We start from the raw sequence: 22,265 nt of genomic DNA, 5'->3' as shown, positions 1-22,265 counted from the left end.
GCCGGGCCCCCGAAAAGAGGAGAGTCCGCCCCCCGAAAAAAGAGGACTCCCACCCCCCGACCCCGCAGACCGGAGACACACCCCGATGAGCCGACCCCACACCCCCACCCGCAGACTCACCCCCGCGCGCAGACTCACCGCCCCCCTGACCGCCGGCCTGCTCACGCTCGGCGCACTCACCGCCCTGCCCGCGGCGCAGGCGCACGCCGCCGGCAGCGTCGTGAAGGTCACCGGCGGCCAGGGCAACTGGCAACTGACCGTGGACGGCAGCCCCTACACGGTCAAGGGCCTCACCTGGGGGCCGTCCCCCGCCGACGCCGACCGGTACCTGCCCGACCTGGCATCCATGGGCGTCAACACCATCCGCACCTGGGGCACCGACGCGAGCAGCCGCCCGCTCCTCGACTCCGCCGCCGCCCACGGCGTCAAGGTCATCGCCGGCTTCTGGCTCCAGCCCGGCGGCGGCCCGGGCAGCGGTGGCTGCGTCAATTACCTGACCGACACCGCGTACAAGGACCAGATGCTGGCCGAGTTCCCGCGCTGGGTCCAGGAGTACAAGGACCACCCGGGCGTCCTGATGTGGAACGTCGGCAACGAGTCGGTGCTCGGCCTGCAGAACTGCTACGGCGGCGACGAACTGGAGCGCCAGCGCGACGCCTACACCACCTTCGTCAACGACGTCGCCAAGAAGATCCACGCCGTCGACCCGAACCACCCGGTCACCTCCACCGACGCCTGGGTCGGCGCCTGGCCCTACTACAAGAAGAACGCCCCCGACCTGGACCTGTACGCCGTCAACTCCTACGACGCCGTGTGCGACGTGCGCTCCGCGTGGGAACAGGGCGGCTACACCAAGCCGTACATCGTCACCGAGTCCGGACCGGCCGGTGAGTGGGAGGTGCCGGACGACGCCAACGGCGTACCGAAGGAGCCCACCGACCAGGCCAAGGCACAGGGGTACACCGACGCGTGGAACTGCGTCACCGGGCACCGCGGCGTCGCCCTGGGCGCGACCCTGTTCCACTACGGCACCGAGTACGACTTCGGCGGCATCTGGTTCAACCTGCTGCCCGCGGGACAGAAGCGGCTGTCGTACTACGCCGTGAAGCGGGCCTACGGCGGTGACACCTCGCACGACAACACGCCGCCCGTCGTCTCCGGCTTCGGCGTCGAGGGCGACGCGGGCAAGGTGCAAGCCGGCAAGGACCTGGTCCTCACCGTGCGCGCCACCGACCCGGACGGCGACCCGATCGCGTACGAGGTGCTCGCCAACAGCAACTACATCGACCAGAGCAAGCAGTTGACCCCGCTCCCCGTCACCGACCTGGGCGGCGGACGCCTCAAGGTCACCGCCCCCGACCGGCCCGGCGTGTGGAAGCTGTACGCCAAGGCCACCGACGGCAAGGGGAACGTCGGCGTCGAGACCCTCTCGGCACGGGTCGTGCCGCCCGCCGTGGACGGCACCAACGTCGCCCTCGGCAAACCGGCCACCGCCTCCTCCTTCCAGCCCAGCTACGGCGACTGCCCCTGCACCGCCGCCAACGCCGTGGACGGAAAGGCGGACACCCGGTGGGCCAGTGACTGGAGCGACCCGCAGTGGATCCAGGTGGACCTCGGCGCGCGCACCGCCTTCCGGCACGTCCAGCTGTACTGGGAGGCCTCCTACGCCAAGGCCTACACCGTCCAGACCTCCGACGACGGACAGAACTGGCGGACCGTGTCCACGGTGACCGACGGCAACGGCGGCGTCGACACCCTCGACGCGTCCGGCACCGGCCGCTACGTCCGCGTCAACGGCACCTCGCGCGGCACGGGTTACGGCTACTCGCTGTACGAGTTCGGCGTCTACAGCTGACGCCGGGGGACATGCCGGAGAAGGGGGGAGACCCGGGTGGGGACGAGTGACGAAGAGATCGACCGGCTGCTCGACAAGCTGACACCACGCGCCCGCGCACTGCTGCTCGGCGGCGCCACGACCTGGCGCACCCGGGCGGAACCGGCCGTGGGGCTGCGGGAGTTGGTGATGTCGGACGGTCCGGCGGGGGTACGGGGCGAGGTCTGGGACGAGCGGAACACCTCCGTCCTGCTGCCGTCGGCCTCGGCGCTCGCCGCCACCTGGGACGAGGAACTGGTCGAACGCCTCGGCGGCCTGCTCGCCGCCGAGGCCCGGCGCAAGGGCGTGGACGTCCTCCTCGCCCCCACTCTCAACCTGCACCGCAGCCCGCTGGGCGGCCGGCACTTCGAGTGCCTCTCCGAGGACCCCGAGCTGACCGGCCGCATCGGCGCCGCGCTCGTCCGCGGTGTCCAGGCCCACGGCGTGGCCGCCACCGCCAAGCACTACGTGGCCAACGACTCCGAGACCGACCGCCTCACCGTCGACGTGCGGGTGGGCGAGCGGGCGCTGCGGGAGGTCTACCTCGCCCCGTTCGAGGCGGCGGTGGCCGCGGGGGTCCGGCTCGTCATGGCGGGGTACAACGCGGTCAACGGCACCACCATGACCGCGAACGCCCTGCTCACCGATCCGCTGAAGAGCGAGTGGGGCTTCGACGGCGTCGTCGTCTCCGACTGGGGCGCGGTGCGCGGCACCGTCGACACCGCCCGCGCCGGTCTCGACCTCGCCATGCCGGGGCCCGACGGACCCTGGGGCGAGGCGCTGGCACGGGCGGTGGCAGACGGGGAGGTGCCCGAGGCGGCCGTCGACGACAAGGCGCGGCGCCTGCTGCGGCTCGCGGCATGGCTGGGCGCGCTGGACGAGCGCGCCGCGCCCCGACCGGGCACCCCGGGCAGGGCGTCCGGCGCACAGGGCCAGCCTCAGGACCCGCCTCTGCTGCCCGGCGCGGAGGAGGCATCGGGGCAGGCTTCGTCACCCGGTGTGGAGCGTTTGCCGGGCTGGGGCTTGCCGCCCACTGCGGGGGGCTGGTCGCCGTCGGCTCTCTCGCCCGGTGTGGAGGTTTCTGCGGGCGAGGGCGAGGACGCGGGCGCGGCGCATAGCCCGTGGGGTTCCCCGAGCCGGGACCCGGCGCATGGCGCGGAACCGTCCGCCCCCGAACCGTCCGCCCCTGAACCGTCCGCCCCCGAGCCGTCCGCCCCCGAGCCGTCCGCCCCGGAACCGACCGCCCCGGAACCGTCACGGACCCGCGACGCCCGGGCTCTGGTCCGCCGGGCCGTCGCCGCGGGTACCGTCCTGCTGGCCAACAGAGGCGTGCTGCCGTTCGACTCCGAGCGCCTCGGGACGATCGCCGTGATCGGCACGCACGCCGTGCGGACCCGTACCCAGGGCGGCGGGAGCGCGGGTGTCTTCCCGCGGGGCGAGGTGTCCGTCCTGGATGGCGTCCGGGCCGCCCTGCGCGGCCGGGCCCGCGTCGTCCACGTCCCGGGGCCCCGGCCGGACGGCCCCGCGCCCCCGCTGGACCAGGACACCTGCACCGACCCGCGCTCCGGACGGCCCGGCGTGCTGCTGCGGATGCTGGACGCGGCCGGCCGCGAGCTGTACGCCGAACGGCGTCGCGGCGGGCGCCTGCTGGAGCCCCGCCTGGTGCCGGGCGCGCACACCGCCGAGATCCGCGCCCGGATCGGCCCCCGTACCGGAGGCTCCTGGACCCTCGGCGTGGCCGGCTTCGGACGGATGAGCCTGGCCCTGGACGGACGCACCCTCCTGGCGGGCGACTTCCCGCCCCTGACCGACGACCCGGCGGTGGTGCACGTCAACCCGCCCGCCCAGTACGCCGCCGCCGACCTCTCCGTCGGCCGGGACGCCCTGCTGGTGGCCCGCCGCGAGCTGGCCCCCGGCACCGGACGGGCCACCGTCGTCGTCGCGGCGCCGCCCGCCCCGGACGTGGCCGCATCGCTGTCCGAGGCCGCCCGCACGGCGAGTGCGGCGGACGCCGCGATCGTGGTCGTCGGCACCACCGAGCACGGGGAGTCGGAGGGCTACGACCGTACGAGCCTGGCGCTCGGCGCCACCCAGGACGCGCTGGTCCGCGCCGTCGCGGCCGCCAACCCGCGCACCGTCGCCGTCGTCAACAGCGGCGGACCGGTGGAGCTGCCCTGGCGGGAGGAGACGGGCGCGGTGCTGCTGGCCTGGTTCCCCGGCCAGGAGGGCGGCGCCGGCCTCGCCGACGTGCTCTTCGGCCGGGCCGAGCCGGGCGGACGGCTGCCCACCACCTGGCCGGCCGCCCTCGCCGACGCCCCGGTCACCCGCACCCGCCCCGACGGTGGCCGCCTCGACTACGACGAGGGATTGCACCTCGGCCACCGGGGCTGGCTGCGCCACCACCGCACGCCCGCGTACTGGTTCGGTCACGGGCTCGGCTACACCACGTGGACGTACGAGGCCCTGACCGCCCCGCCGGTGACCCGCGCGGGCGACGACCTCACCGTGCGCGTGCGGGTGCGCAACACCGGTGCCCGGGAGGGCCGGGAGGTCGTACAGGTGTACCTGGCCCGGCCCGCGTCGGCGCTCGACCGGCCCGCGCGGTGGCTCGCCGGGTACGCGGCGGTGCGGGCGCGCCCGGGGGAGACGGCGACGGCGACAATACGGGTCCCGGCACGGTCGCTGAGCCACTGGTCGGTGGCGGACCACGCCTGGCGCACGGAGCCGGGGCCCTGCCGGGTGCTGGCCGGGAGGTCGGCGGGCGACCTGCCGCTGGTCGCGGACCTGGAGGTGGTGCACCCGCCTCCGGCGTGAGGCAGCGGTGGAGAGCGCTCTACCACGCGCCTGACCCCGCCGGTTAAGGTGCGGGCATGAGCAGACAGGCCCCGACGCTGGAGGACGTGGCCCGGGAGGCCGGCGTCTCCCGGGCCACCGTCTCCCGGGTGGTCAACGGCGTCCGCAACGTGGACCCGGCCATCCAGGACCTGGTCCGCCGGGCCATCGAACGGACCGGGTACGCGCCCAACCAGGCCGCCCGGCAGCTGGTCACCCGGCGCACGACGACCGTCGCCCTGGTCGTCTCGGGCGCGGGCGACGCCTCGGACTCGGAGCAGAACGCGTTCGCCACGCGGGTGTTCGCCGACCCGTTCTTCGGCCGTGTCGTCGGCGGTGTGGTCGGACATCTGCGGCCGCGCCGGATGCATCCGGTGCTGATGTTCGCGGAGACGCCCGAGGCCCGGCAGGAGGTCGTGGCCTATCTCAGACAGGGCGGCGCGGACGGTGCGCTGGTGGTGTCCACGCATCCCGACGACCCGCTGCCCGCCCTGCTCGCCGGCGCCGGACTGCCGGCGGTGCTGTTCGCCCGTCCGGGCCGCCCGGTGCCGCTCAGCTACGTCGACCTGGCCCACCGCGACGGCGGCCGGCTCGCCGCCGAGCACCTGCTGGAGCGGGGGTGCCGCCGGATAGCCACCGTCGCGGGCCCGCTGGCGGTCGCGGCCAGCCAGGAGCGCCTGGCCGGTTTCCGGGACACCCTCGCCCGGCACGGGCACCCCTGCGTGCCGGTGGCCGAGGGCGGCTTCACCGTGGACAGCGGCATGGCCGCGATGACCTCACTGCTCGCCGAACACCCCGACACCGACGGCGTGTTCACCGCCAACGACCTGATGGCCCAGGGCGCCGTCCAAGTGCTGCGCGACCACGGCCGCCGGGTGCCGCAGGACGTCGCGGTCGTCGGCTTCGACGACTCCAGCGTGGCCGTCACCTGCCGGCCCCGGCTGACCACCGTACGACAGCCGGTGGAGGAGATGGCGGCCACGATGGCACGGCTCCTCGACGACCACATCAGGGGCGCGCGCACCGAACCCACGTCGGTGATCTTCGACCCGGAACTGGTGGTACGGGATTCGGCGTAGCGCGTGGGCCCCGCGAGGGTCAGGGGAGCGCGGCCTCGATGTGGGCGAGGTGCGCGGCGAGGATCTCCTCGAAGGCGGCGCCCCGGTCCGCACCGAGCGGGCGGATCTCGCGGGCGAAGTGGGCCAGGGCGGGGAAGCGCTCGGGATCGGCGCCCAGGACCGCGACCCGGAACTGCTCCATGCCCTGCTCGTGCTCCTCGGCGCCGACGGCACCGAAGCCGCCCTCGGCGGTGATCAGCGAGGCGATCAGGATCACGAGCCGGTGGTAGCGCGCCGGGATCTCCTCGTCGGGCAGCCCCGAGGCGCGCAGGGCCTGCAGCACCTCTTCCATCATCAGCCGGGAACCCGTGCCGCCCGATCCGTGGCGGCCCCAGACCGCGGCGAGTTGGGGCTGCTGCCCGAAGGCGTCACGCAGACGCGCGGCCACAGCGGTGAGGCGCTGCTTCCAGTCGCCCTCGGGCCGGTAACCGTCCATGGCGGACAGCAGGATCCGGTCGGCTACCGCCCGCAACAGCTCCGTCTTGTTGCGGAAGTGCCGGTAGAGGCTGGAGGAGTCGGTCCCCAGCGCCGCCGCGAGCTTGCGCACGCTGAACGTCTCGGCGTCGCCCGCGAGCAGCAGCTCCGCCGCCGCGTCCAGGATCTGCTCGGTCGACCAACGCCTTCGGCCTGCCATTTCGCCGCTCTCCCTGTCGCTCTCGCCCGCCCCCCGGTCGGCCCAGCCTAGTCGACGCACCTGCCGGTGCACGCGCCGCGCGCATCCCGTCATCCCCCGCCCCACTGCCCCGCCAGCCTCCCCCCGAGCGCCGCCCGCCACGCCGGGGCCGGCGCGGGGGAGTCGACCGGCAGGCGCCGGCCGCCGCGGGCGAAGAACGCCGCCAGCGGCAGGATCGCGGCGCCCACCGTCACCGCGTCGGGGCCGAGGCGGCCCAGCGCGATGCCCACGCGTCCGGCGGGGTACCGCAGGGCGTGGGCCAGGGTGTGGGCGCGTACCGACTCCAGGAACGCGGGGCCGAGCTGGAGTCCGGCCCAGCCGCCCACCAGGATCCGCTCGGGCTGGAAGAGGTTGACCAGGTCGGCCAGTCCCGCGCCCAGGTACTCCGCGGTCTCCGCGAGCACCCGCGCCGCCACCGGGTCCGGTGCGCCCCCGTCCCCGGGCCGGGCCGCGGACAGCATGGCGGTCAGCGCGGCCTCCTCGTCGGCGCCGGGCGGCGGTTCACCGCCCGCCTCCCGCCACCGCGCGAGCAGCGCCTCCGCACCGGCGTACGCCTCCAGGCACCCCCGCGCACCGCACCGGCAGCGGCGCCCGCGCACCCGTACCGTCAGATGTCCCCACTCCACCGCACGCCCCTGCTCCACCTCGTCGGTGACGACGCACGCGCCGACCCCGGAGCCGAAGAGCACCACCACGGCGTTGTGCGCGCCGCGCCCGCCGCCGAACCACATCTCGGCCTGACCCAGCGTCCTGGCGCCGTTCTCGATGAACAGCGGTACGTGCGGGGGCAGCCGTCCCGAGCGGCGCAGCAGCGCCTCCAGCGGGACCGCGTCCCAACCGACGGTCTGGCCGTGCACCACGGTGCCCTCGGCGGTGCGCTCGACGATGCCGGGGACACCGATGCCGACGCCCAGCAGCTCGCCGGGGCCCGGCGCGGGACCGTCGGCGGCGAGCACCTCCGCGACGCCGTCCAGGATGTGCCCGGCGACCACGCCGACGTCGTAGGAGCGCGACCCGTGACCGGGCAACGCGCGCTCGGTGCGGGCCAGTTCGGACATCGACAGGTCGAACAGCTCCACGCGTACGCGGGTCTCGCCGACGTCGACCCCGACGAGGCGCCCCCGGTCCGCCGCGACCCGGACGAGGGTGCGCGGGCGGCCGCCGTCCGCGCCGAGGCTGCCCGCCTCCTCCACCAGTCCGTCGGCCATCAGCTCGGCGACCACGTTGCTGACGGAGCCCGAACTCAGGCCCGCCGCCGAGCCCAGTGCGAGCCGGCTCATCGGCCCGTCGAAATACAACCGTTGCAGAACGGCGCTGCGGCTCTCCCGCCGCAGGTCACGGACCGTACGCCCGCCGTGCCTGGCCATCCGGACCCTTCCTTCCGTGCCCTCGCGCGGCCGCCGACCCTGCGCGAGACCTTGACGAGTCTTTCTCTCGGGGTTTAACTCACGTCCTAAATTAAGCCATGAGGGGCTTCGGAAGGGAAACAGCCGAAGCCGCCGTCGGGACTCCCCGACCGACTCCCGGAAGGACCCAGGAGCCATGCGCAGCATCCGAGCCGCGGCCGTAGGCGCCGTCACCCTGTCTCTCGCACTCGCCGCCACGGCCTGCGGAGGGGGCTCCTCCTCGGGCGGCGGATCAAACGACTCGCCGAAGGAACTCACCTACTGGGCGTCCAACCAGGGCGCCAGCGTCGAGGTCGACAAGAAGGTCCTCCAGCCCGAACTCGACAAGTTCGAGAAGCAGACCGGCATCAAGGTCAAGCTGGAGGTAGTGCCCTGGTCCGACCTGCTGAACCGGATCCTCACCGCCACCACCTCGGGACAGGGCCCCGACGTCCTGAACATCGGCAACACCTGGAGCGCCTCCCTGCAGGCCACCGGCGCCCTGCTGCCCTGGGACGCGAAGAACTTCGACAAGATCGGCGGCAAGGACCGCTTCGTCGACTCCGCGCTCGGCTCGACCGGCGTCGAGGGGCAGGACCCCGCCGCGGTCCCGCTGTACTCGATGGCGTACGCGCTCTACTACAACAAGCAGATGTTCGCCGACGCCGGCATCACCAAGCCCCCGGCCACCTGGGACGAGCTGGTCGCGACCGGCAAGAAAATCTCCAAGGGCGGCAAGTGGGGCCTCGGCGCCGAGGGTTCCAACCTGTCCAACAACATCCACCAGGTCTTCGTCCTCGCCAAGCAGCACGGCGCCGACTTCTTCACCGCCGACGGCAAGCCCGACTTCACCTCCGACGGCGCCGTCGCCGCCGTCAAGCAGTACGTCGACCTGATGGCCGAGGACAAGGTCGTGGCGCCGGGCAACGCCGAGTACGCGCAGAACCAGTCCCTGAGCGACTTCGCCAAGGGCAGGACCGCGATGGTGCTGTGGCAGACCGCCTCCGCCACCTTCAAGACCATGGGCATGAAGGACGACGAGTGGGGCGTCGCCCCCGCCCCCGTCCCCTCCGGCACCCCCGGCGCCGGCAAGGCCACCAACTCCATGGTCGCCGGCATCAACATGGCCGTCTTCAAGAACAGCGACAACGTCGACGGCGCCACGAAGTTCGTGAAGTTCATGACGAGCGACGCCGAGCAGAAGCTCCTCAACAAGGCCTACGGCTCCATCCCGCCGGTCAAGGCCGCCCAGACCGACCCGGCGTTCAACACCCAGGCCACCGCCGTGCTGCGCGAGACCCTCGCCACCAGCGCCGCCGCGCTGCCCCAGGTGCCCGACGAGTCGCAGTTCGAGACCGCGGTCGGCACCGCCGTCAAGGAACTGTTCGCCGACGCCGCGGCCGGCCGCGAGGTGACCACCGAGTCCGTCAAGGAGAAGCTCGCCAAGGCACAGCAGCAGATGCCCAACAAGTGAGCGCCCTGACCAACGTCCAAGCCCCACCGACTCCGACACGGACACGGACCCAGCCATGACCACCACGACCGCCTCGGCGCGGCCCGGCGAGCGGACGGCCGGCGAGAGCTCCCCCGGGACGGCGCGCGGACCCCGCCGCCGTCCCGGGCGGATCCGCCGCATCGGCCTGCCCTACCTGCTGCTCCTGCCGGCCCTGCTGCTCGAACTCCTCGTCCACCTGGTGCCGATGGTCATCGGCATCGTGATGAGCTTCAAGGAACTCACCCAGTTCTACATCCGCGACTGGACCACCGCCCCGTGGACCGGCCTCGACAACTTCACGATGTCGATGGACTTCGACGCCCCCGTCGGCGAGGCACTGCTCCACTCCTTCCTCGTCACCTGCGCGTTCACGGTCCTCTCCGTCGGCCTGTGCTGGCTGATCGGCTCCGCCGCCGCGATCTGCATGCAGGACGCCTTCCGCGGCCGGGGCCTGCTCCGCGCGATCTTCCTGGTGCCGTACGCCCTGCCGGTCTACGCGGCCGTCATCACCTGGGCGTTCATGTTCCAGCACGACAACGGCCTGGTGAACCACGTCCTGCACGACCAGCTCGGCCTCACCGACAAGGCGTCCTTCTGGCTGATCGGCGACAACAGCTTCGTCGCGCTGCTCGTGGTGTCGGTGTGGAAGGGCTGGCCGTTCGCCTTCCTCATCGTGATGGCCGGACTGCAGAACATCCCCAAGGAGCTGTACGAGGCCGCCGCCCTGGACGGCGCCGGCGTCTGGCAGCAGATCCGCCGCATCACCCTTCCGTCGCTGCGCCCCGTCAACCAGGTTCTCGTCCTGGTGCTGTTCCTGTGGACGTTCAACGACTTCAACACACCGTTCGTCCTGTTCGGCAAGGCCGCGCCGGAGGCCGCCGACCTGATCTCCATCCACATCTACCAATCGTCGTTCGTCACCTGGAACTTCGGCACCGGCTCCGCGATGTCGGTCCTGCTGCTGCTCTTCCTGCTGCTGGTGACGGGCGTGTACCTGTTCCTGACCTCCCGGACCGAGCGGGTGCGCCGCAGCGCCCAGGAGAGGAAGACGGCCGATGCCTAGGTCCCCGATGGCGGCGCCGCGCTCCTTCATGTGGACCCGCCGCGTCTTCCTCACCCTGCTCACCGGCTTCGTCCTGCTGCCGGTGTACGTCATGGTCTCCAGCTCGCTGAAGCCGCTCGAGGACGTCGCCGGCCAGTTCCACTGGCTGCCGAGCGACCTGACCGTCCGCCCCTACATCGACATCTGGTCGACGGTCCCGCTGGCCAAGTACTTCGTGAACTCGCTGATCGTGGCGGGCGCGGCGACCGTCTGCTCCGTCGTCATCGCCGTGTTCGCCGCCTACGCCGTCAGCCGCTACGAGTTCCGCGGCAAGCGCGTCTTCTCGGTGACCGTGCTGTCCACGCAGATGTTCCCGGGCATCCTCTTCCTGCTGCCCCTGTTCCTGATCTACGTCAACATCGGCAACGCCACCGGCATCGCCCTGTTCGGCTCCCGCGGCGGTCTCATCCTCACCTACCTGACCTTCTCCCTGCCCTTCTCCATCTGGATGCTGATCGGCTACTTCGACTCGGTCCCCCGGGACCTGGACGAGGCGGCCCTCGTGGACGGCTGCGGGCCGCTGCGCGCCCTGTTCAAGGTCGTCGTGCCCGCCGCGATCCCGGGCATCGTCGCGGTCGCCGTCTACGCCTTCATGACCGCCTGGGGCGAGGTTTTGTTCGCCTCCGTCATGACCAACGAAGCCACCCGCACCCTCGCGGTCGGACTCCAGGGCTACTCCACGCAGAACGACGTGTACTGGAACCAGATCATGGCCGCCTCGCTGGTCGTGAGCGTCCCCGTGGTCGCGGGCTTCCTGCTCCTGCAGCGCTATCTCGTGGCGGGTCTGACGGCCGGTGCCGTCAAGTGACCGCCGCTCCCGCGCGCACCCTTCCCCAACCCGAAAGGACCTTCGTGACCATCGACTTCGCCGCACTCCCGGACGACTTCCTGTGGGGCACGGCCACATCGGCGTACCAGATCGAGGGAGCCGTGGCGGAGGACGGACGTTCGCCGTCGATCTGGGACACCTTCTCGCACACCCCCGGGAAGATCGACAACAACGACCACGGCGACGTCGCCTGCGACCACTACCACCGCACCCACGAGGACATCGAGCTGATGCGGCGGCTGGGCACCAACGCCTACCGCCTCTCCGTCGCCTGGCCGCGCGTCCTGCCGGGCGGCGACGGCCCGGTCAACGCCAAGGGCCTGGCCTTCTACGACCGGCTCGTCGACGACCTGCTGGCGGCCGGCATCACCCCGTCCGTCACCCTCTACCACTGGGACCTGCCGCAGGTGCTCCAGGACCGCGGCGGCTGGCCCGAGCGCGCGACCGCCGAGCACTTCGCCTCGTACGCCTCCGTCGTCGCCGAACGCCTCGGCGACCGCGTCGGTCACTGGGCCACCCTCAACGAGCCGCTGTGCTCGGCCTGGATCGGCCACCTGGAGGGCAAGATGGCCCCCGGCCTGACCGACCTGACGGCGGCCGTCCGCGCCTCCTACCACCTGCTGCTCGGCCACGGCCTGGCGATGGAGGCCATCCGCGCGGCGGCCCCGAACGCCCAGGTGGGCATCGTCAACAACCTCTCCACCATCCACGCCGCCACCGACCGCGACGAGGACCTGGCCGCCGCCCGCCGCATGGACGGCCACACCAACCGCTGGTGGCTCGACCCGGTCCACGGCCGGGGCTTCCCCGCGGACATGCGCGAGGTCTACGGCGTCGAACTTCCGGAGCAGCCCGGCGACATGAAGGTCATCGGCGCCGAACTGGACTGGCTGGGCCTGAACTACTACTTCCCCCAGACCGTCGCCGCCGACCCCACCGAACCCGCCCCGCACGTCCGCACCGTCCGCCGCGTCGGCGTCCCGCGCACCGGCATGGACTGGGAGATCGACGCCGGCGGCATCGAGGACCTGCTGCTGCGCCTGACCGAGGACTACGGGGCACGCAAGCTGTACGTCACCGAGAACGGCTCCTGCTTCCCCGACGTGGTCCGCCCCGACGGCACGATCGACGACCCCGAGCGCCAGGAGTACCTGACGGCCCACCTCGCGGCCTGCGCCTCCGCCGCCCGCAGGGGAGCCCCGCTGGCCGGCTACTTCGCCTGGTCGCTGCTGGACAACTTCGAGTGGGCGTACGGCTACGACAAGCGCTTCGGCCTGGTCCACGTCGACTACGCGACACAGGTCCGCACCGTCAAGGGCAGCGGGCACCACTACGCCGACCTCATCGGCCGGGCCCGGGGGAGGGAGCGCAAGGCCGCCTGAGTCCCCGTGGTGGGCGCGGACGCGGGAGTCCGCGCCCACCACGGCCGCCCGCCCCCCCCGCGCGTCAGGCGCCCTTGCGCGCCACGCCGCCGTAGATGCCGATCGGCGGGGCGTCGGGCCGCCGTGCCTCCTCGGGGCGCCAGTCGGTGACCCGGACCAGGCCCGGTTCGACGGGGCGCCAGTCGGTGACCCGGACCAGGCCCGGTTCGACCATCGAGAAGTCGCCGAACAGGTCGAGGACCGCCGCGTGCGTCCGCAGGTTGAGGGAGGCGGTGGCCTTGTTGTAGACGGCCGCCGCGTCCTCGCGCCGGTCCTCGTGGACGTCGCCCGTCGCGTGCGAGAGGACCAGGTAGGAGCCGGCCGGCAGCGCGTCGCGGAGCGTGGCGACGATGCCCGCCGGGTCCTCCGCGTCGGCGATGAAGTGCACGACGGCCACCAGCAGCAGTGCCACCGGCCGGTCGAAGTCGATGACCGCGCGCACCTCGGGGTGGTCGAGGATCGCGCGGGGGTCGCGCAGGTCGGCCAGGACGACGGCGGTGTCCGGGTCGTCCGACAGGGCCCTGGAATGGGTGGCGACGATGGGGTCGTTGTCGACGTACGCGACCCGGGTCCCGGGGGCGAGGGACCGCGCGATCTGGTGCACGTTGGGCTCGGTGGGCAGGCCCGTGCCCACGTCGAGTATCTGGCGGACACCGCCCTCGGCCACCACGTGCCGCACCGCGCGGTGCATGAAGTGCCGGTTGGCCAGGACCCCCTCGCGGACCTCGGGCGCCGCCTTCATGAACTGCTCGGCGGCCCGCTGGTCGACCTCGTAGTTGTCCTTCCCGCCGAGGAAGTAGTCGTACATGCGGGCGGGATGGGGCCTGCTCGTGTCGATCCGGTCGGGGTGGGCGGCGCTCTCGCCACTGCTCAGGGAGGTCATGCGGCCTGACTCCGTCCTCAACTCGTGGGCCACCCACGGCACAAGCGCGGTGAGCACCCGGGTGAGTGCCTGTCGGAACATCATCTTGGCACGGGAGTGAGGACCCGGCGGGCCCGGCCGGGCCGGAACCCGCCCGTGCGCCGTCAGCCCCGCGCCAGTACGGCCTCCCACGCCTGCGCCGATTCGGGGTGCCGTACCGTCAGTACAGAGCCGCCGCGCCCCGAGGGACCGCCGCTGTCCGTGGCCCACCCGCCGTCGCACCCGAGCAGGCCGGCCACCGCGTCGCAGGCCGCCGGGTGCGCGGCCAGCAACGCGACGCCGGACGCCCCGGCAGGCTCTACGGGGTCCGCCCACGTCGGCGCGCAGCCCAGCAGCTCCGCCACCGCGTCGCAGGCCGCCGGATGCAACGGCAGCAGGGCCGCGCCCCTCGGTGCGTGGCCGCCGAGGTCCGCCCGGCGGACGCCCGGCGCGACCGGGGGCGTCCGCCACGGCGGCACCCAGGCGTCCAGCGCCGCGAGCCGCCCCGGGAAGATCCGGCCCGCCTCGCGGATCAGCAGCGGGGCCAGCTCCGCGGCGTTCGACCGCAACGTCGTGATGAGCAGCGGCAGCCACGGCAGCAGCACCGCGTCCGGCAACCGCCCGAAGGCGTTCGACACCGCCTCCACCACGACGTCCGCCAGCCCCGGCACGGGTTCCAGCGCATGCACGAAACCGCTGAGGTAGCGCGGATAGGCGGGGACCACCAGCGGGTCGGCCAGCAACCCGTCGCAACGGGACCGCAGTTCGGCCCGCGACAGGGTGCCGAGCTGCACCTGCGCCGCCCACAGCAGGGCCGCCTTCGACGGGTCCTCGGGGTGCGACTGCCCGACCGCCAGCTCCAGCTGGGTCCGGTCGCAGCCCAGCGACAGCGCGAGACCCTCCATGCTGAACAGGAAGCCCAGCATCGCCGCGACCTGCCCGACCGTCGCGTCCTCGTCCCGGAACGCCGTCGGCAGCAGCGTGCAGTAGTGGGCGTAACCGGACTTGACGAACGACTCGATCCACGACGGCAGCACCGGCTCGCTCGTCCGGTAGTACGCGAGCAGCGCGCGCACCCGGCGCAGCACCTCCGGCGCGCCGTCGACCCCGCGCTCGGCGGCCAGCACCTTCAGCGCGTGCGTGCCCAGTTCGTCGGCGAGCCGACGGCTGCCCAGGTACAGGGTGGCGTCCTCGACCGCGGCCAGCACCGTCGCCGTCGTCGCTCCGGGACCGTAGGCGTCCCGCCGCAGCCGCTGCTCCAGGACCTGCTCGATGCTGACACCCTCGTAGCCCAGCTCGATCAGCGCCCGCTGGTGGGTGCCGAGCGCGAGGTCCCACGACTCCTGGATCGACCGCTCACCGAGCCGCCGTTCACCCATGATGGGCCGGGCAGCACCGTGCGGCAGCAGCCGACGCAGCATCCACAGCACGTCGGAGCAGGCCCGCAGCTCCGGCCGGGACGCCATGTCCAGCAGCGCCCGCCGCACACCGCGCTGCTGGAGCCGCAGCCCGAGCGGTTCCAGCCGGTCGTGAACGTCACGGGCGAGCGGCGGCAGCGCCTCGTAGCCGACCTGGCCGATCCGGTCGCCGCCCATCATGATCTCGACCAGGCGCCGCACGTCCCGCCGCCCCGGCACGACGTCCTTCTCGATACAGGTGACCGCCGCGTCCTGGAAGTCGTACGGCGTGGGCTTGGCCCGGTCCCGCATACCGGCCAGCAGGATCGACGTCTCGAAGACCGCGACGGCGTCGGCGGTGGAGGCGAGATAGCCGCTGCGCCGGGCCGCGCGCACGATGTCCACCGACCAGCCGAGCAGCTCCGCCTCGTCCAGCGAGTCCAGTACGGGCGGTCGGCGCAGGAAGCCCGAGAGCCGGTCGGCGCCGGCCGGTGCGGCGACCGGCGCCGCCGGGGCAGCGGCGGCGGCCTTCTTCGTCACCGCCTTCTTGGCCGTGGGCTTCTTCGCCCCCGCCTGGCCCGCCAGCCGGTACGGCTTGACCCGGGTCCGCTTCAGGCTCTTCGCCCACTCCGTCGACGCGATCGACACCGAACCCGCGGCCAGGCCGAACTGTGCCTCGATCGCCGCGTGGCTGGACGGGATCAGCCCGTACCGCCAGGAGGTGGCGGTGCGCGGGGTGATGGTGAAGGTGCCCGTCCTGCCCCCTACGCCGAACTCCTCGACCCGGCTGGCCGCGTGGAAGGCCCCGCACACGTACAGGCAGTCCGCCGGATCGGTGCCGGTCGCGTCGAGGTGCTCGCGCATCCGGGTCCACATGTACCGCTCGCGGTCCTCGTCCACGCGGACCCGGGCCCCGTCGCCGGGCGCCAGCCGCCGGAACAGACTGCCGACGAGGAACATGACCTGACGGTAGGTGTCGTGGTCGACGACGGCGTCCCCGCTGCTGTCGCCGAGCGGCACCTCCACGTACTGGTGCCACCACTCCGACCAGTGCCGCACCTTGCCGTGGCGCAGCAGGTGCTCCTCCAGCTCGGCGAAGCGCGGCCGCAGGTCACCGATCTTGACGCCGACCGCCTCACCGTGCAGACCGGCCTCGGGCACCCGGGGGTCCTCCTGGGCGCCCTCGGCGGTTTCCCCCTCGTCCGGCGCCACCTCCTCGTGCCGCCTGTCCCACTGGAAGACATGGTCCGAGGACCGGTCGACGAGGACCAGCTCCACCCCCGGGGTGTCCAGCGCGTAGGCGATGGCCTGGTACTCGGCGGACGCCTCGGTGATCGGCGCGACGACCGACAGCGGGGCCCACTCCCGCGGGAAGCCGTCCACGTCACCGGCGAACGCCTGCACCGCCACCGGCAGTCTGCAGTTGCGCAGCTCGGCCAGGAGCGGCGCCATGTCCTCGCACAGCTCCAGATAGACGACCTTGGGCTGCTTCTCGCGCAGTCGGCGGGCCATGGCGGTGGCCGAGGCGGGGGAGTGGTGGCAGACGGGGAAGATCTCCAGCGGCTCGCGCACCGCACGGTCGACGTCGTCGACCAGGCCGAGGAGGATGCCCTCCAGGGCGTCGGGCCCGCCCGCGAACGTGGCGGCGGCCTCCTGGAGCTGCCCGCGGAGCGCGGCGAACGAGGTGCTCTCCCGGCCCCCGCTCATGACAGCGTGGCGATCGCGTCGCGGCCGCCCTCCAGGAACTCGGGCCAGGAGCCGCCCTGTTCCTTGCTGCGCGGCTCGACCACACCGTGCAGGTACTTGTTGAAGATGGCGAGGTCCTCGGGCTCGCGCCGGGTGAGGGAGCCGACGAGCGAGGAGGCGAGGGTGCGGGCGGTCAGGGCGCTCTCGCCGAAGAAGTTGCTGTGCAGCACGGCGTCCTCCAGCACACCGATCTGCTCGGCCGTCGACAGCGCGGACTCCAGCCGCTCGTCGTCGCTGCCGGCCGCGGCGGCCGACTGGCGCAGGTCGGCGAAGCTCTGCAGCAGCACGTCGAGCAGGGTCGGCGGCACCTCCAGGTCGATCGAGTGCCGGCGCAGCAGCTCCTCGGTGCGGAAGCGGACGATCTCCGCCTCGCTCTTCTTGTTCGTCACGACGGGGATCCGCACGAAGTTGAAGCGCCGCTTGAGGGCGGAGGACAGGTCGTTGACACCCCGGTCGCGGCTGTTGGCCGTGGCGATGACCGAGAAACCCGGCTTGGCGAAGACGATGTTGTCGTCGCCGCCACCGCTCTCCAGTTCGGGAACGGAGATGTACTTCTCGGAGAGGATCGAGATCAGCGCGTCCTGCACATCACTCGTGGACCTGGTCAGCTCCTCGAAGCGGCCGATGGAACCGGCCTCCATCGCGGTCATGATCGGCGAGGGGATCATCGACTCCCTGGACTGCCCCTTGGCGATGACCATGGAGACGTTCCACGAGTACTTGATGTGGTCCTCGGTGGTGCCGGCCGTGCCCTGCACCACCAGCGTGGAGTTGCGGCTGATCGCGGCGGACAACAGCTCGGCCAGCCAGCTCTTGCCGGTCCCCGGGTCGCCGATGAGCAGCAGCCCGCGGTCGGAGGCGAGGGTGACGATGGACCGCTCGACGAAGCTCCGGTCACCGAACCACTTCTGCGACACCTCCCGGTCCAGCCCGTCGGAACGCTCGGAACCCAGGATGAACAGGCGGACCATCTTCGGCGACAGACGCCACGAGAACGGCTTGGGTCCGTCGTCGATCGACTCCAGCCAGTCGAGCTCCTCGGCGTACTTGATCTCGGCGGGTGCGCGCAGCAGTTCTGACATGAGGGGAGACCTTTCGGTGATCAGGTGAGAAACGTCTTGAGTTCGTGCACGAGCTTCTTGATGTGGCCGGAGATCACCGGCGTGCCGAGGTCCTTGAACCGCTCCCGGAACCACGGGTTGACGCTGCCGCGCCCTGAGCTGGTCACCGACCCGACGGGGATGAACTTCGCGCCGGAGCGGTGGACGGCGGCCATGGAGTCGAACAGCTCCTGGTGCCGCCACTCGTAGAAGTCGGAGATCCACACCACCACGGTGTTGCGCGGCTCGGCGATCTTCGGCTGGGCGAGAGCCATGGCGACCGTGCCGTCGGTGCCGCCGCCGAGCTTGGTGCGCAGCAGCGTCTCGAACGGGTCGTGCGCCCAGGGAGTCAGGTCCAGCGCCTGGGTGTCGTACGCGATGAGGTGCACGTCCACCTTCGGCAGCCCGGCGAATATGGACGCCAGGATGGTGCAGTTGACCATCGAGTCGACCATGGAACCGGACTGGTCCACGACCACGACGAGCCGCTGGGGCGTCGTCTTGCGGCTGGTGTGCCGGTAGTAGAGCCGGTCGACGTAGAGCCGCTCCTCCTCCGGGCTCCAGTTGGTGAGGTTCTTCCAGATGGTCCGGTCGATGTCGAGGTTGCGGAAGACGCGTTTGGGCGGCACGGACCGGTCGAGTTCGCCGACCGTGGACTTCTCCACCTGGGTGCGCAGCACCTCGGTGACCTCGTCGACGTAACGGCGGATGAGTGCCTTGGCGTTGGCCAGCGCGACACCGGAGAGGTTGTCCTTGTCGCGCAGCAACTGCTCCATCAGCGACATGCTCGGCGTCAGCCGCGCGGCGAGCGCGGGGTCGGCCAGCACCTCGCGCAGGTGCATCCGCTTGACGAGGTCGGCCTCGATCGAGCCGAGTTCGGGACCGATCGCGGGCACGAGACGACTGAGGTCCGGGGCTGGCCCGCCGACGCCGGTGCCCGTGGGACCGACACCGCCGCCGGAGCGGCCCGTCCCGCCCGCGGGCCCCCTCCCGCCGCGCAGCTCACCCGGCCGGCAGCCGAGGGCGCGCTCCAGCCAGTCCGCGTCGGACTGCCAGCGGGCCAGCCGCTCGGCGGTCACGTTGCCGGAGCCCGTCGCGAAGACGTTCAGCAGTACCTTGGACACGAGCGCGGCCCGCCGCACCTCGGCGGCCCGGTCCCGCGCGTCGTCCTCCTCCGGCTCGGGCACCATCAGCCCCTCTAGCTCGGCGGCCAGCTCCGGATGCCGCTGGACGACGGAGTCGACGGAGGCGCCTGGTTCGAGCAGAGCGGAGGGCAGGCCGATGTCCTCGACGACGGCGAGGCTCGCGGACTCCAGCGCGGCCTGCTCCTCGGGGTCGAAGAGCCGGGCCAGCAGGCGCCAGTAGAGGACCTGACGGCGGTTGTCCTGGGCATCGCTCCCGGGGCCGGCACCGTGTTCTTCGGCATGGGGTCGGTGGGTCATTTCCGCAGCAGCTTTCCGGCGCGCTCGCGGAGCACGGTGACGGCGTCGGTGGCGGCCTTCTCGGCCCGCACCCCGGCCTTGTCCGTGGTCCCCCCGGCCCAGGCCCCCGCATGCACGGCGACGGGCTTCTTGCGTACCGTCCGCTCGACGGCCAGCGGCTGGAGCAGGAACTCACCGGCGTCCCAGCGCAGCAGCCCCAGGCAGGCGCCGGACGACGCCACGGCCTCGGGGGTGAGCGGCCCTGCGGCCGGTATCCGGTCCGTGTCGACCCGCAGCCGGCACCCGGCGACGTCGAGAACGACCTCGCCCGCCACCTCCTCCGCATCCGCCACGCCGTACCCCTCCACCAGTACGGGCACCGCGATCCGAGCCGGATGCCGGTCCAGCGGCGACGCGGCGCACGCGGCGGCGGCGGGCAGGGCCACCCGCGCGGTGGTGAACGCGTCGGCGGGCTCACCCGCGCGGGCCCGGGCGTCGTCCCACAGCAGGTCGCCCTCGGCGGTGAGCGGCATCGCGTCGAGCTCGACGGCGCGGCCCTCGCCCACCGCCGCCAGCAGCGACATGTGCGGCCGCAGCAACTGCCACAGCCCGGCCCCGACGATCGTGTCCGGCTTCGGCGCGGACACCGAGGCCCGCACCAGCCGGGACGCGCCCCCGTCCGCGGGCTCGAACACCGCGTGCACCTGCGCCTGTACGGCGGTGGCGTGCTCCTGGACGTCGACGCCGAGCGGCAGCAGCCGCCCGCTGACCGCGTCCACCACGGGCGCGGACGCCGCCCCCGGCAGGGTCAGCAACAGGGCACGCGCCCACAGATCGGCCCAGCGGCGCACCGGCACCCGCTCCAGGGCCGCCCCGGGACAGCAGGCGGCCAGCTCGGCGGCGAACCCGTCGAGCAGCGTCGCGAGCCGACGCTGTGCCGGGTCGGGCAGCATCGCGGAGACGACGGGCGCTGCCCCGCCCACGAGTTCGTGGTCGATGCCCTGCCAGCCGGCCCGGGCCAGATCGCACAGCCAACCGCGCGCGGCGACGAGCAGATTCCCCGTCCGGTCCTCGCCGGCACCCGCCGCGGCGCCCGCCGTATCGGCGACGGGGCGGCCGGTGACCTCGTCCACCCGCGCCACCAGTGCATCGTGAACGGACCCGAGCAGTGCGGTGCGCGCGGCGGCGAGCGCGACGAAGTGCCCCTCGTCCCCGCCCCCGGCGGACGTCTTCTCGGCGGCCTCGGCGACCCGCGAGGCCAGCGGCGTCCCGGCGACGGCGTCGGCGAGCCCCGACAGCCCAACCGCCTGCGCGGGTTGCGGACGGAGCAGACCCCCGAGGAGCACCGCGTCGAACCCGTCCACGGCCGCGAGGGCCTCGTCGAGCCCTTCGACCTCGTCGAGCAGCAGGTCGGCGCGCATCAGGCGGCCACCGCCCCGGTCGTCGGGAACCAGTGCATCTCGGGCAACGGGGCAGTGCTGGGGGCCAGTTCGAGATAGGCGAGCTGCCGCAGGAACCGGCTGAACACCTGGGCCGCGGCCGAGGCGTCCCCCGCCCCGGGCCGCGCCGCCGTCATGGCGTGGGCGAGGGCCTGCGCGTCGGCGGCGTCCCCCGCCTCGACCTTCAGGTAGCGGGCCACGCGCTCGGCGCCGTACTGCAGCACGGCCTCGCCGACGAGGGCGCGGATGTGGTTGCAGAACGAGCCGCGCGCCCCGCCGCAGGGACGGTTGTTGTTGGTGCTGCACGAGAAGGCGTAGGACGACGCCGCGACCGAGGACACGTACACCCGCCCGATGTCCGACCCACTGGACACCACACCCTGCAACCGCCCGTCGGCCAGCTCCACGAACGGCACCTTGGCGAGCTTGCGCGGCCGCGCGGACGGCACCACACGCACCGTGCTCGACTTCTCCCAGACGGACAACGCACCATCTCCCATGCATGCGAAAGGGGGGCGTTCACGCCACCTCGGCGGAACGAGATCGAATCTATCGGCGACCACTGACAACGCCCTGTGACCTGGACCGAGTCCGGATAGGCTGGCGCCCTGACGGTGCCGTTCCGCGTACGGAGGAGTGCCACGTGACCGCCGGTATACCCAGACCCCGCATCGACACGAGCAAGCCGCACCCCGCCCGCGTCTACGACTGGCTGCTGGGCGGCAAGGACAACTACCCCGTCGACCAGCGGGTCGGCGAGACCCTCCCCGAGGAGGCCCGGGGCAACGCGGCCCGCAACCGGGCGTTCATGCACCGAGCGGCGGCCTGGCTGGCGAAGAACGGCGTCGACCAGTTCCTGGACATCGGCACCGGCATCCCCACCGCACCCAACCTGCACCAGATCGTGCAGGCGATCAGCCCGAGAGCCCGGATCGTCTACGCGGACAACGACCCGATCGTCCTCCGGCACGCGGAAGCACTCCTGACCAGCACCCCGGAAGGTGCCACGGACTTCCTCCACGCGGACGTACGGCAGCCCGAGACCATCCTCGGACGGGCGCGTGAGGTACTGGACTTCGACCGGCCGGTCGCCCTCTCCCTGATCGCGCTCCTGCACTTCCTGCCGGACGACGACGACCCGTACCGTCTCGTGCGCACCCTCGTGGACGCGCTCGCTCCCGGCAGCCACCTGCTCCTCTCGCACGGCACCGCCGACCAGCACCCGGAGCTGAAGCAGGAGACCGAGGCCGCGTACAAGAGGGGCGCCATCCCGCTGCGGATGCGCACCCGGAGCGAGGTCGAGCCCTTCTTCGCCGGTCTCGAACTCGTCGCACCAGGCCTGGTGTTCGCCACCGAGTGGTACCGGGAGGAACCGGCCCCCGTGCGGGAACGCAGCGGCTTCTACGTGGGCGTGGCACGGGTTCCCTGAGCCGGACCGGGGTGCGGCCCGGAGGAACCGCCGCCTCCCGAGGCCGCCTTGACGCGAGCCGGAACCGGCCGATACTTGTGCGCAGCACGGGTCGGTCGGTGTCC

Annotated in this window: 16 protein-coding genes; 8 read left to right on the top strand and 8 right to left on the bottom strand. The window is 72.7% G+C overall.

The window, feature by feature from the left end; translation table 11 throughout:
• The first annotated feature begins 85 nt into the window (after positions 1-85).
• From ACZ56V_RS29995 to ACZ56V_RS29985, 3 genes are read left to right on the top strand one after another with little or no spacing between them, the layout of a single operon-like run.
• On the top strand, positions 86-1,855 hold the full coding sequence (locus ACZ56V_RS29995; protein WP_468946595.1) for a discoidin domain-containing protein: 1,770 nt from the start codon (positions 86-88) through the stop codon (positions 1,853-1,855).
• Between the two features lie 36 nt (positions 1,856-1,891).
• Positions 1,892-4,687, top strand: coding sequence for a glycoside hydrolase family 3 C-terminal domain-containing protein (locus tag ACZ56V_RS29990; RefSeq protein ID WP_468946592.1), 2,796 nt, complete (start codon positions 1,892-1,894; stop codon positions 4,685-4,687).
• Between the two features lie 56 nt (positions 4,688-4,743).
• On the top strand, positions 4,744-5,784 hold the full coding sequence (locus tag ACZ56V_RS29985) for a LacI family DNA-binding transcriptional regulator (RefSeq protein ID WP_398916052.1): 1,041 nt from the start codon (positions 4,744-4,746) through the stop codon (positions 5,782-5,784).
• Positions 5,785-5,803: 19 nt separating this feature from the next.
• Here the strand turns inward: ACZ56V_RS29985 and ACZ56V_RS29980 are convergent, their stop codons facing one another.
• Positions 5,804-6,457 carry a TetR/AcrR family transcriptional regulator gene (locus ACZ56V_RS29980; RefSeq protein ID WP_467382858.1) on the bottom strand — a complete coding sequence of 218 codons (654 nt, stop codon included), beginning with the start codon at positions 6,455-6,457 and terminating at the stop codon, positions 5,804-5,806.
• A gap of 89 nt (positions 6,458-6,546) precedes the next feature.
• Positions 6,547-7,863, bottom strand: coding sequence for an ROK family protein (locus tag ACZ56V_RS29975; protein WP_468946587.1), 1,317 nt, complete (start codon positions 7,861-7,863; stop codon positions 6,547-6,549).
• Positions 7,864-8,038: 175 nt separating this feature from the next.
• Between ACZ56V_RS29975 and ACZ56V_RS29970 the strand changes: the two genes are divergently transcribed.
• Genes ACZ56V_RS29970 through ACZ56V_RS29955 form a run of 4 tightly spaced genes read left to right on the top strand, consistent with a single transcriptional unit; the run spans position 8,039 to position 12,689 of the window.
• Positions 8,039-9,355, top strand: coding sequence for an ABC transporter substrate-binding protein (locus ACZ56V_RS29970; protein WP_467382860.1), 1,317 nt, complete (start codon positions 8,039-8,041; stop codon positions 9,353-9,355).
• A 55-nt stretch (positions 9,356-9,410) separates the two neighbouring features.
• On the top strand, positions 9,411-10,439 hold the full coding sequence (locus ACZ56V_RS29965; RefSeq protein WP_398916059.1) for a carbohydrate ABC transporter permease: 1,029 nt from the start codon (positions 9,411-9,413) through the stop codon (positions 10,437-10,439).
• 7 nt (positions 10,440-10,446) lie between these two features.
• On the top strand, positions 10,447-11,286 hold the full coding sequence (locus tag ACZ56V_RS29960) for a carbohydrate ABC transporter permease (RefSeq protein WP_398916100.1): 840 nt from the start codon (positions 10,447-10,449) through the stop codon (positions 11,284-11,286).
• A gap of 44 nt (positions 11,287-11,330) precedes the next feature.
• A complete protein-coding gene (locus tag ACZ56V_RS29955) occupies positions 11,331-12,689 on the top strand; it encodes a GH1 family beta-glucosidase (RefSeq protein WP_467382863.1) in 1,359 nt (452 codons plus the stop codon).
• A gap of 64 nt (positions 12,690-12,753) precedes the next feature.
• Here ACZ56V_RS29955 and ACZ56V_RS29950 read toward each other — a convergent pair whose 3' ends face one another.
• The 6 genes from ACZ56V_RS29950 to ACZ56V_RS29925 all read right to left on the bottom strand — a co-directional run bounded on the left by ACZ56V_RS29950 (position 12,754) and on the right by ACZ56V_RS29925 (position 21,232).
• A complete protein-coding gene (locus tag ACZ56V_RS29950; RefSeq protein WP_468946584.1) occupies positions 12,754-13,611 on the bottom strand; it encodes an SAM-dependent methyltransferase in 858 nt (285 codons plus the stop codon).
• A 143-nt stretch (positions 13,612-13,754) separates the two neighbouring features.
• Entirely contained in the window at positions 13,755-16,733 is a 2,979-nt protein-coding gene (locus tag ACZ56V_RS29945) for a DUF5682 family protein (protein ID WP_468946582.1), read from the bottom strand.
• Positions 16,730-17,854, bottom strand: coding sequence for an ATP-binding protein (locus ACZ56V_RS29940; RefSeq protein ID WP_467382868.1), 1,125 nt, complete (start codon positions 17,852-17,854; stop codon positions 16,730-16,732). Before ACZ56V_RS29940 ends, ACZ56V_RS29945 begins: the two co-directional genes overlap by 4 nt.
• A gap of 20 nt (positions 17,855-17,874) precedes the next feature.
• A complete protein-coding gene (locus ACZ56V_RS29935) occupies positions 17,875-19,314 on the bottom strand; it encodes a vWA domain-containing protein (protein WP_467382870.1) in 1,440 nt (479 codons plus the stop codon).
• Positions 19,311-20,714 carry a hypothetical protein gene (locus tag ACZ56V_RS29930; RefSeq protein ID WP_467382871.1) on the bottom strand — a complete coding sequence of 468 codons (1,404 nt, stop codon included), beginning with the start codon at positions 20,712-20,714 and terminating at the stop codon, positions 19,311-19,313. The genes ACZ56V_RS29935 and ACZ56V_RS29930 overlap by 4 nt, the downstream gene beginning before the upstream one ends.
• A complete protein-coding gene (locus tag ACZ56V_RS29925) occupies positions 20,714-21,232 on the bottom strand; it encodes a hypothetical protein (protein WP_398916072.1) in 519 nt (172 codons plus the stop codon). Before ACZ56V_RS29925 ends, ACZ56V_RS29930 begins: the two co-directional genes overlap by 1 nt.
• Positions 21,233-21,375: 143 nt before the next feature.
• Here ACZ56V_RS29925 and ACZ56V_RS29920 point away from each other — a divergent pair, with 143 nt between their 5' ends.
• Positions 21,376-22,161 (top strand): SAM-dependent methyltransferase, encoded by a 786-nt coding sequence (locus tag ACZ56V_RS29920; protein ID WP_468946576.1) that lies wholly within the window; start codon positions 21,376-21,378, stop codon positions 22,159-22,161.
• Positions 22,162-22,265: the final 104 nt, after the last annotated feature.

The sequence above is a fragment of the Streptomyces sp. NPDC034099 genome (assembly GCF_055575415.1).
Note: the sequence above shows the minus strand (reverse complement) of the source record. Positions and strands in the feature narration are given on the sequence as shown.

Coding starts and splice junctions, on each gene's coding strand:
- ACZ56V_RS29960 (WP_398916100.1), top strand. CDS start 10,447: ATGGCGGCGCCGCGCTCCTTCATGTGGACCCGCCGCGTCTTCCTCACC.
- ACZ56V_RS29965 (WP_398916059.1), top strand. CDS start 9,411: ATGACCACCACGACCGCCTCGGCGCGGCCCGGCGAGCGGACGGCCGGC.
- ACZ56V_RS29925 (WP_398916072.1), bottom strand. CDS start 21,232: ATGGGAGATGGTGCGTTGTCCGTCTGGGAGAAGTCGAGCACGGTGCGT.
- ACZ56V_RS29970 (WP_467382860.1), top strand. CDS start 8,039: ATGCGCAGCATCCGAGCCGCGGCCGTAGGCGCCGTCACCCTGTCTCTC.
- ACZ56V_RS29950 (WP_468946584.1), bottom strand. CDS start 13,611: ATGACCTCCCTGAGCAGTGGCGAGAGCGCCGCCCACCCCGACCGGATC.
- ACZ56V_RS29980 (WP_467382858.1), bottom strand. CDS start 6,457: ATGGCAGGCCGAAGGCGTTGGTCGACCGAGCAGATCCTGGACGCGGCG.
- ACZ56V_RS29985 (WP_398916052.1), top strand. CDS start 4,744: ATGAGCAGACAGGCCCCGACGCTGGAGGACGTGGCCCGGGAGGCCGGC.
- ACZ56V_RS29945 (WP_468946582.1), bottom strand. CDS start 16,733: ATGAGCGGGGGCCGGGAGAGCACCTCGTTCGCCGCGCTCCGCGGGCAG.
- ACZ56V_RS29995 (WP_468946595.1), top strand. CDS start 86: ATGAGCCGACCCCACACCCCCACCCGCAGACTCACCCCCGCGCGCAGA.
- ACZ56V_RS29935 (WP_467382870.1), bottom strand. CDS start 19,314: ATGACCCACCGACCCCATGCCGAAGAACACGGTGCCGGCCCCGGGAGC.
- ACZ56V_RS29940 (WP_467382868.1), bottom strand. CDS start 17,854: ATGTCAGAACTGCTGCGCGCACCCGCCGAGATCAAGTACGCCGAGGAG.
- ACZ56V_RS29930 (WP_467382871.1), bottom strand. CDS start 20,714: ATGCGCGCCGACCTGCTGCTCGACGAGGTCGAAGGGCTCGACGAGGCC.
- ACZ56V_RS29975 (WP_468946587.1), bottom strand. CDS start 7,863: ATGGCCAGGCACGGCGGGCGTACGGTCCGTGACCTGCGGCGGGAGAGC.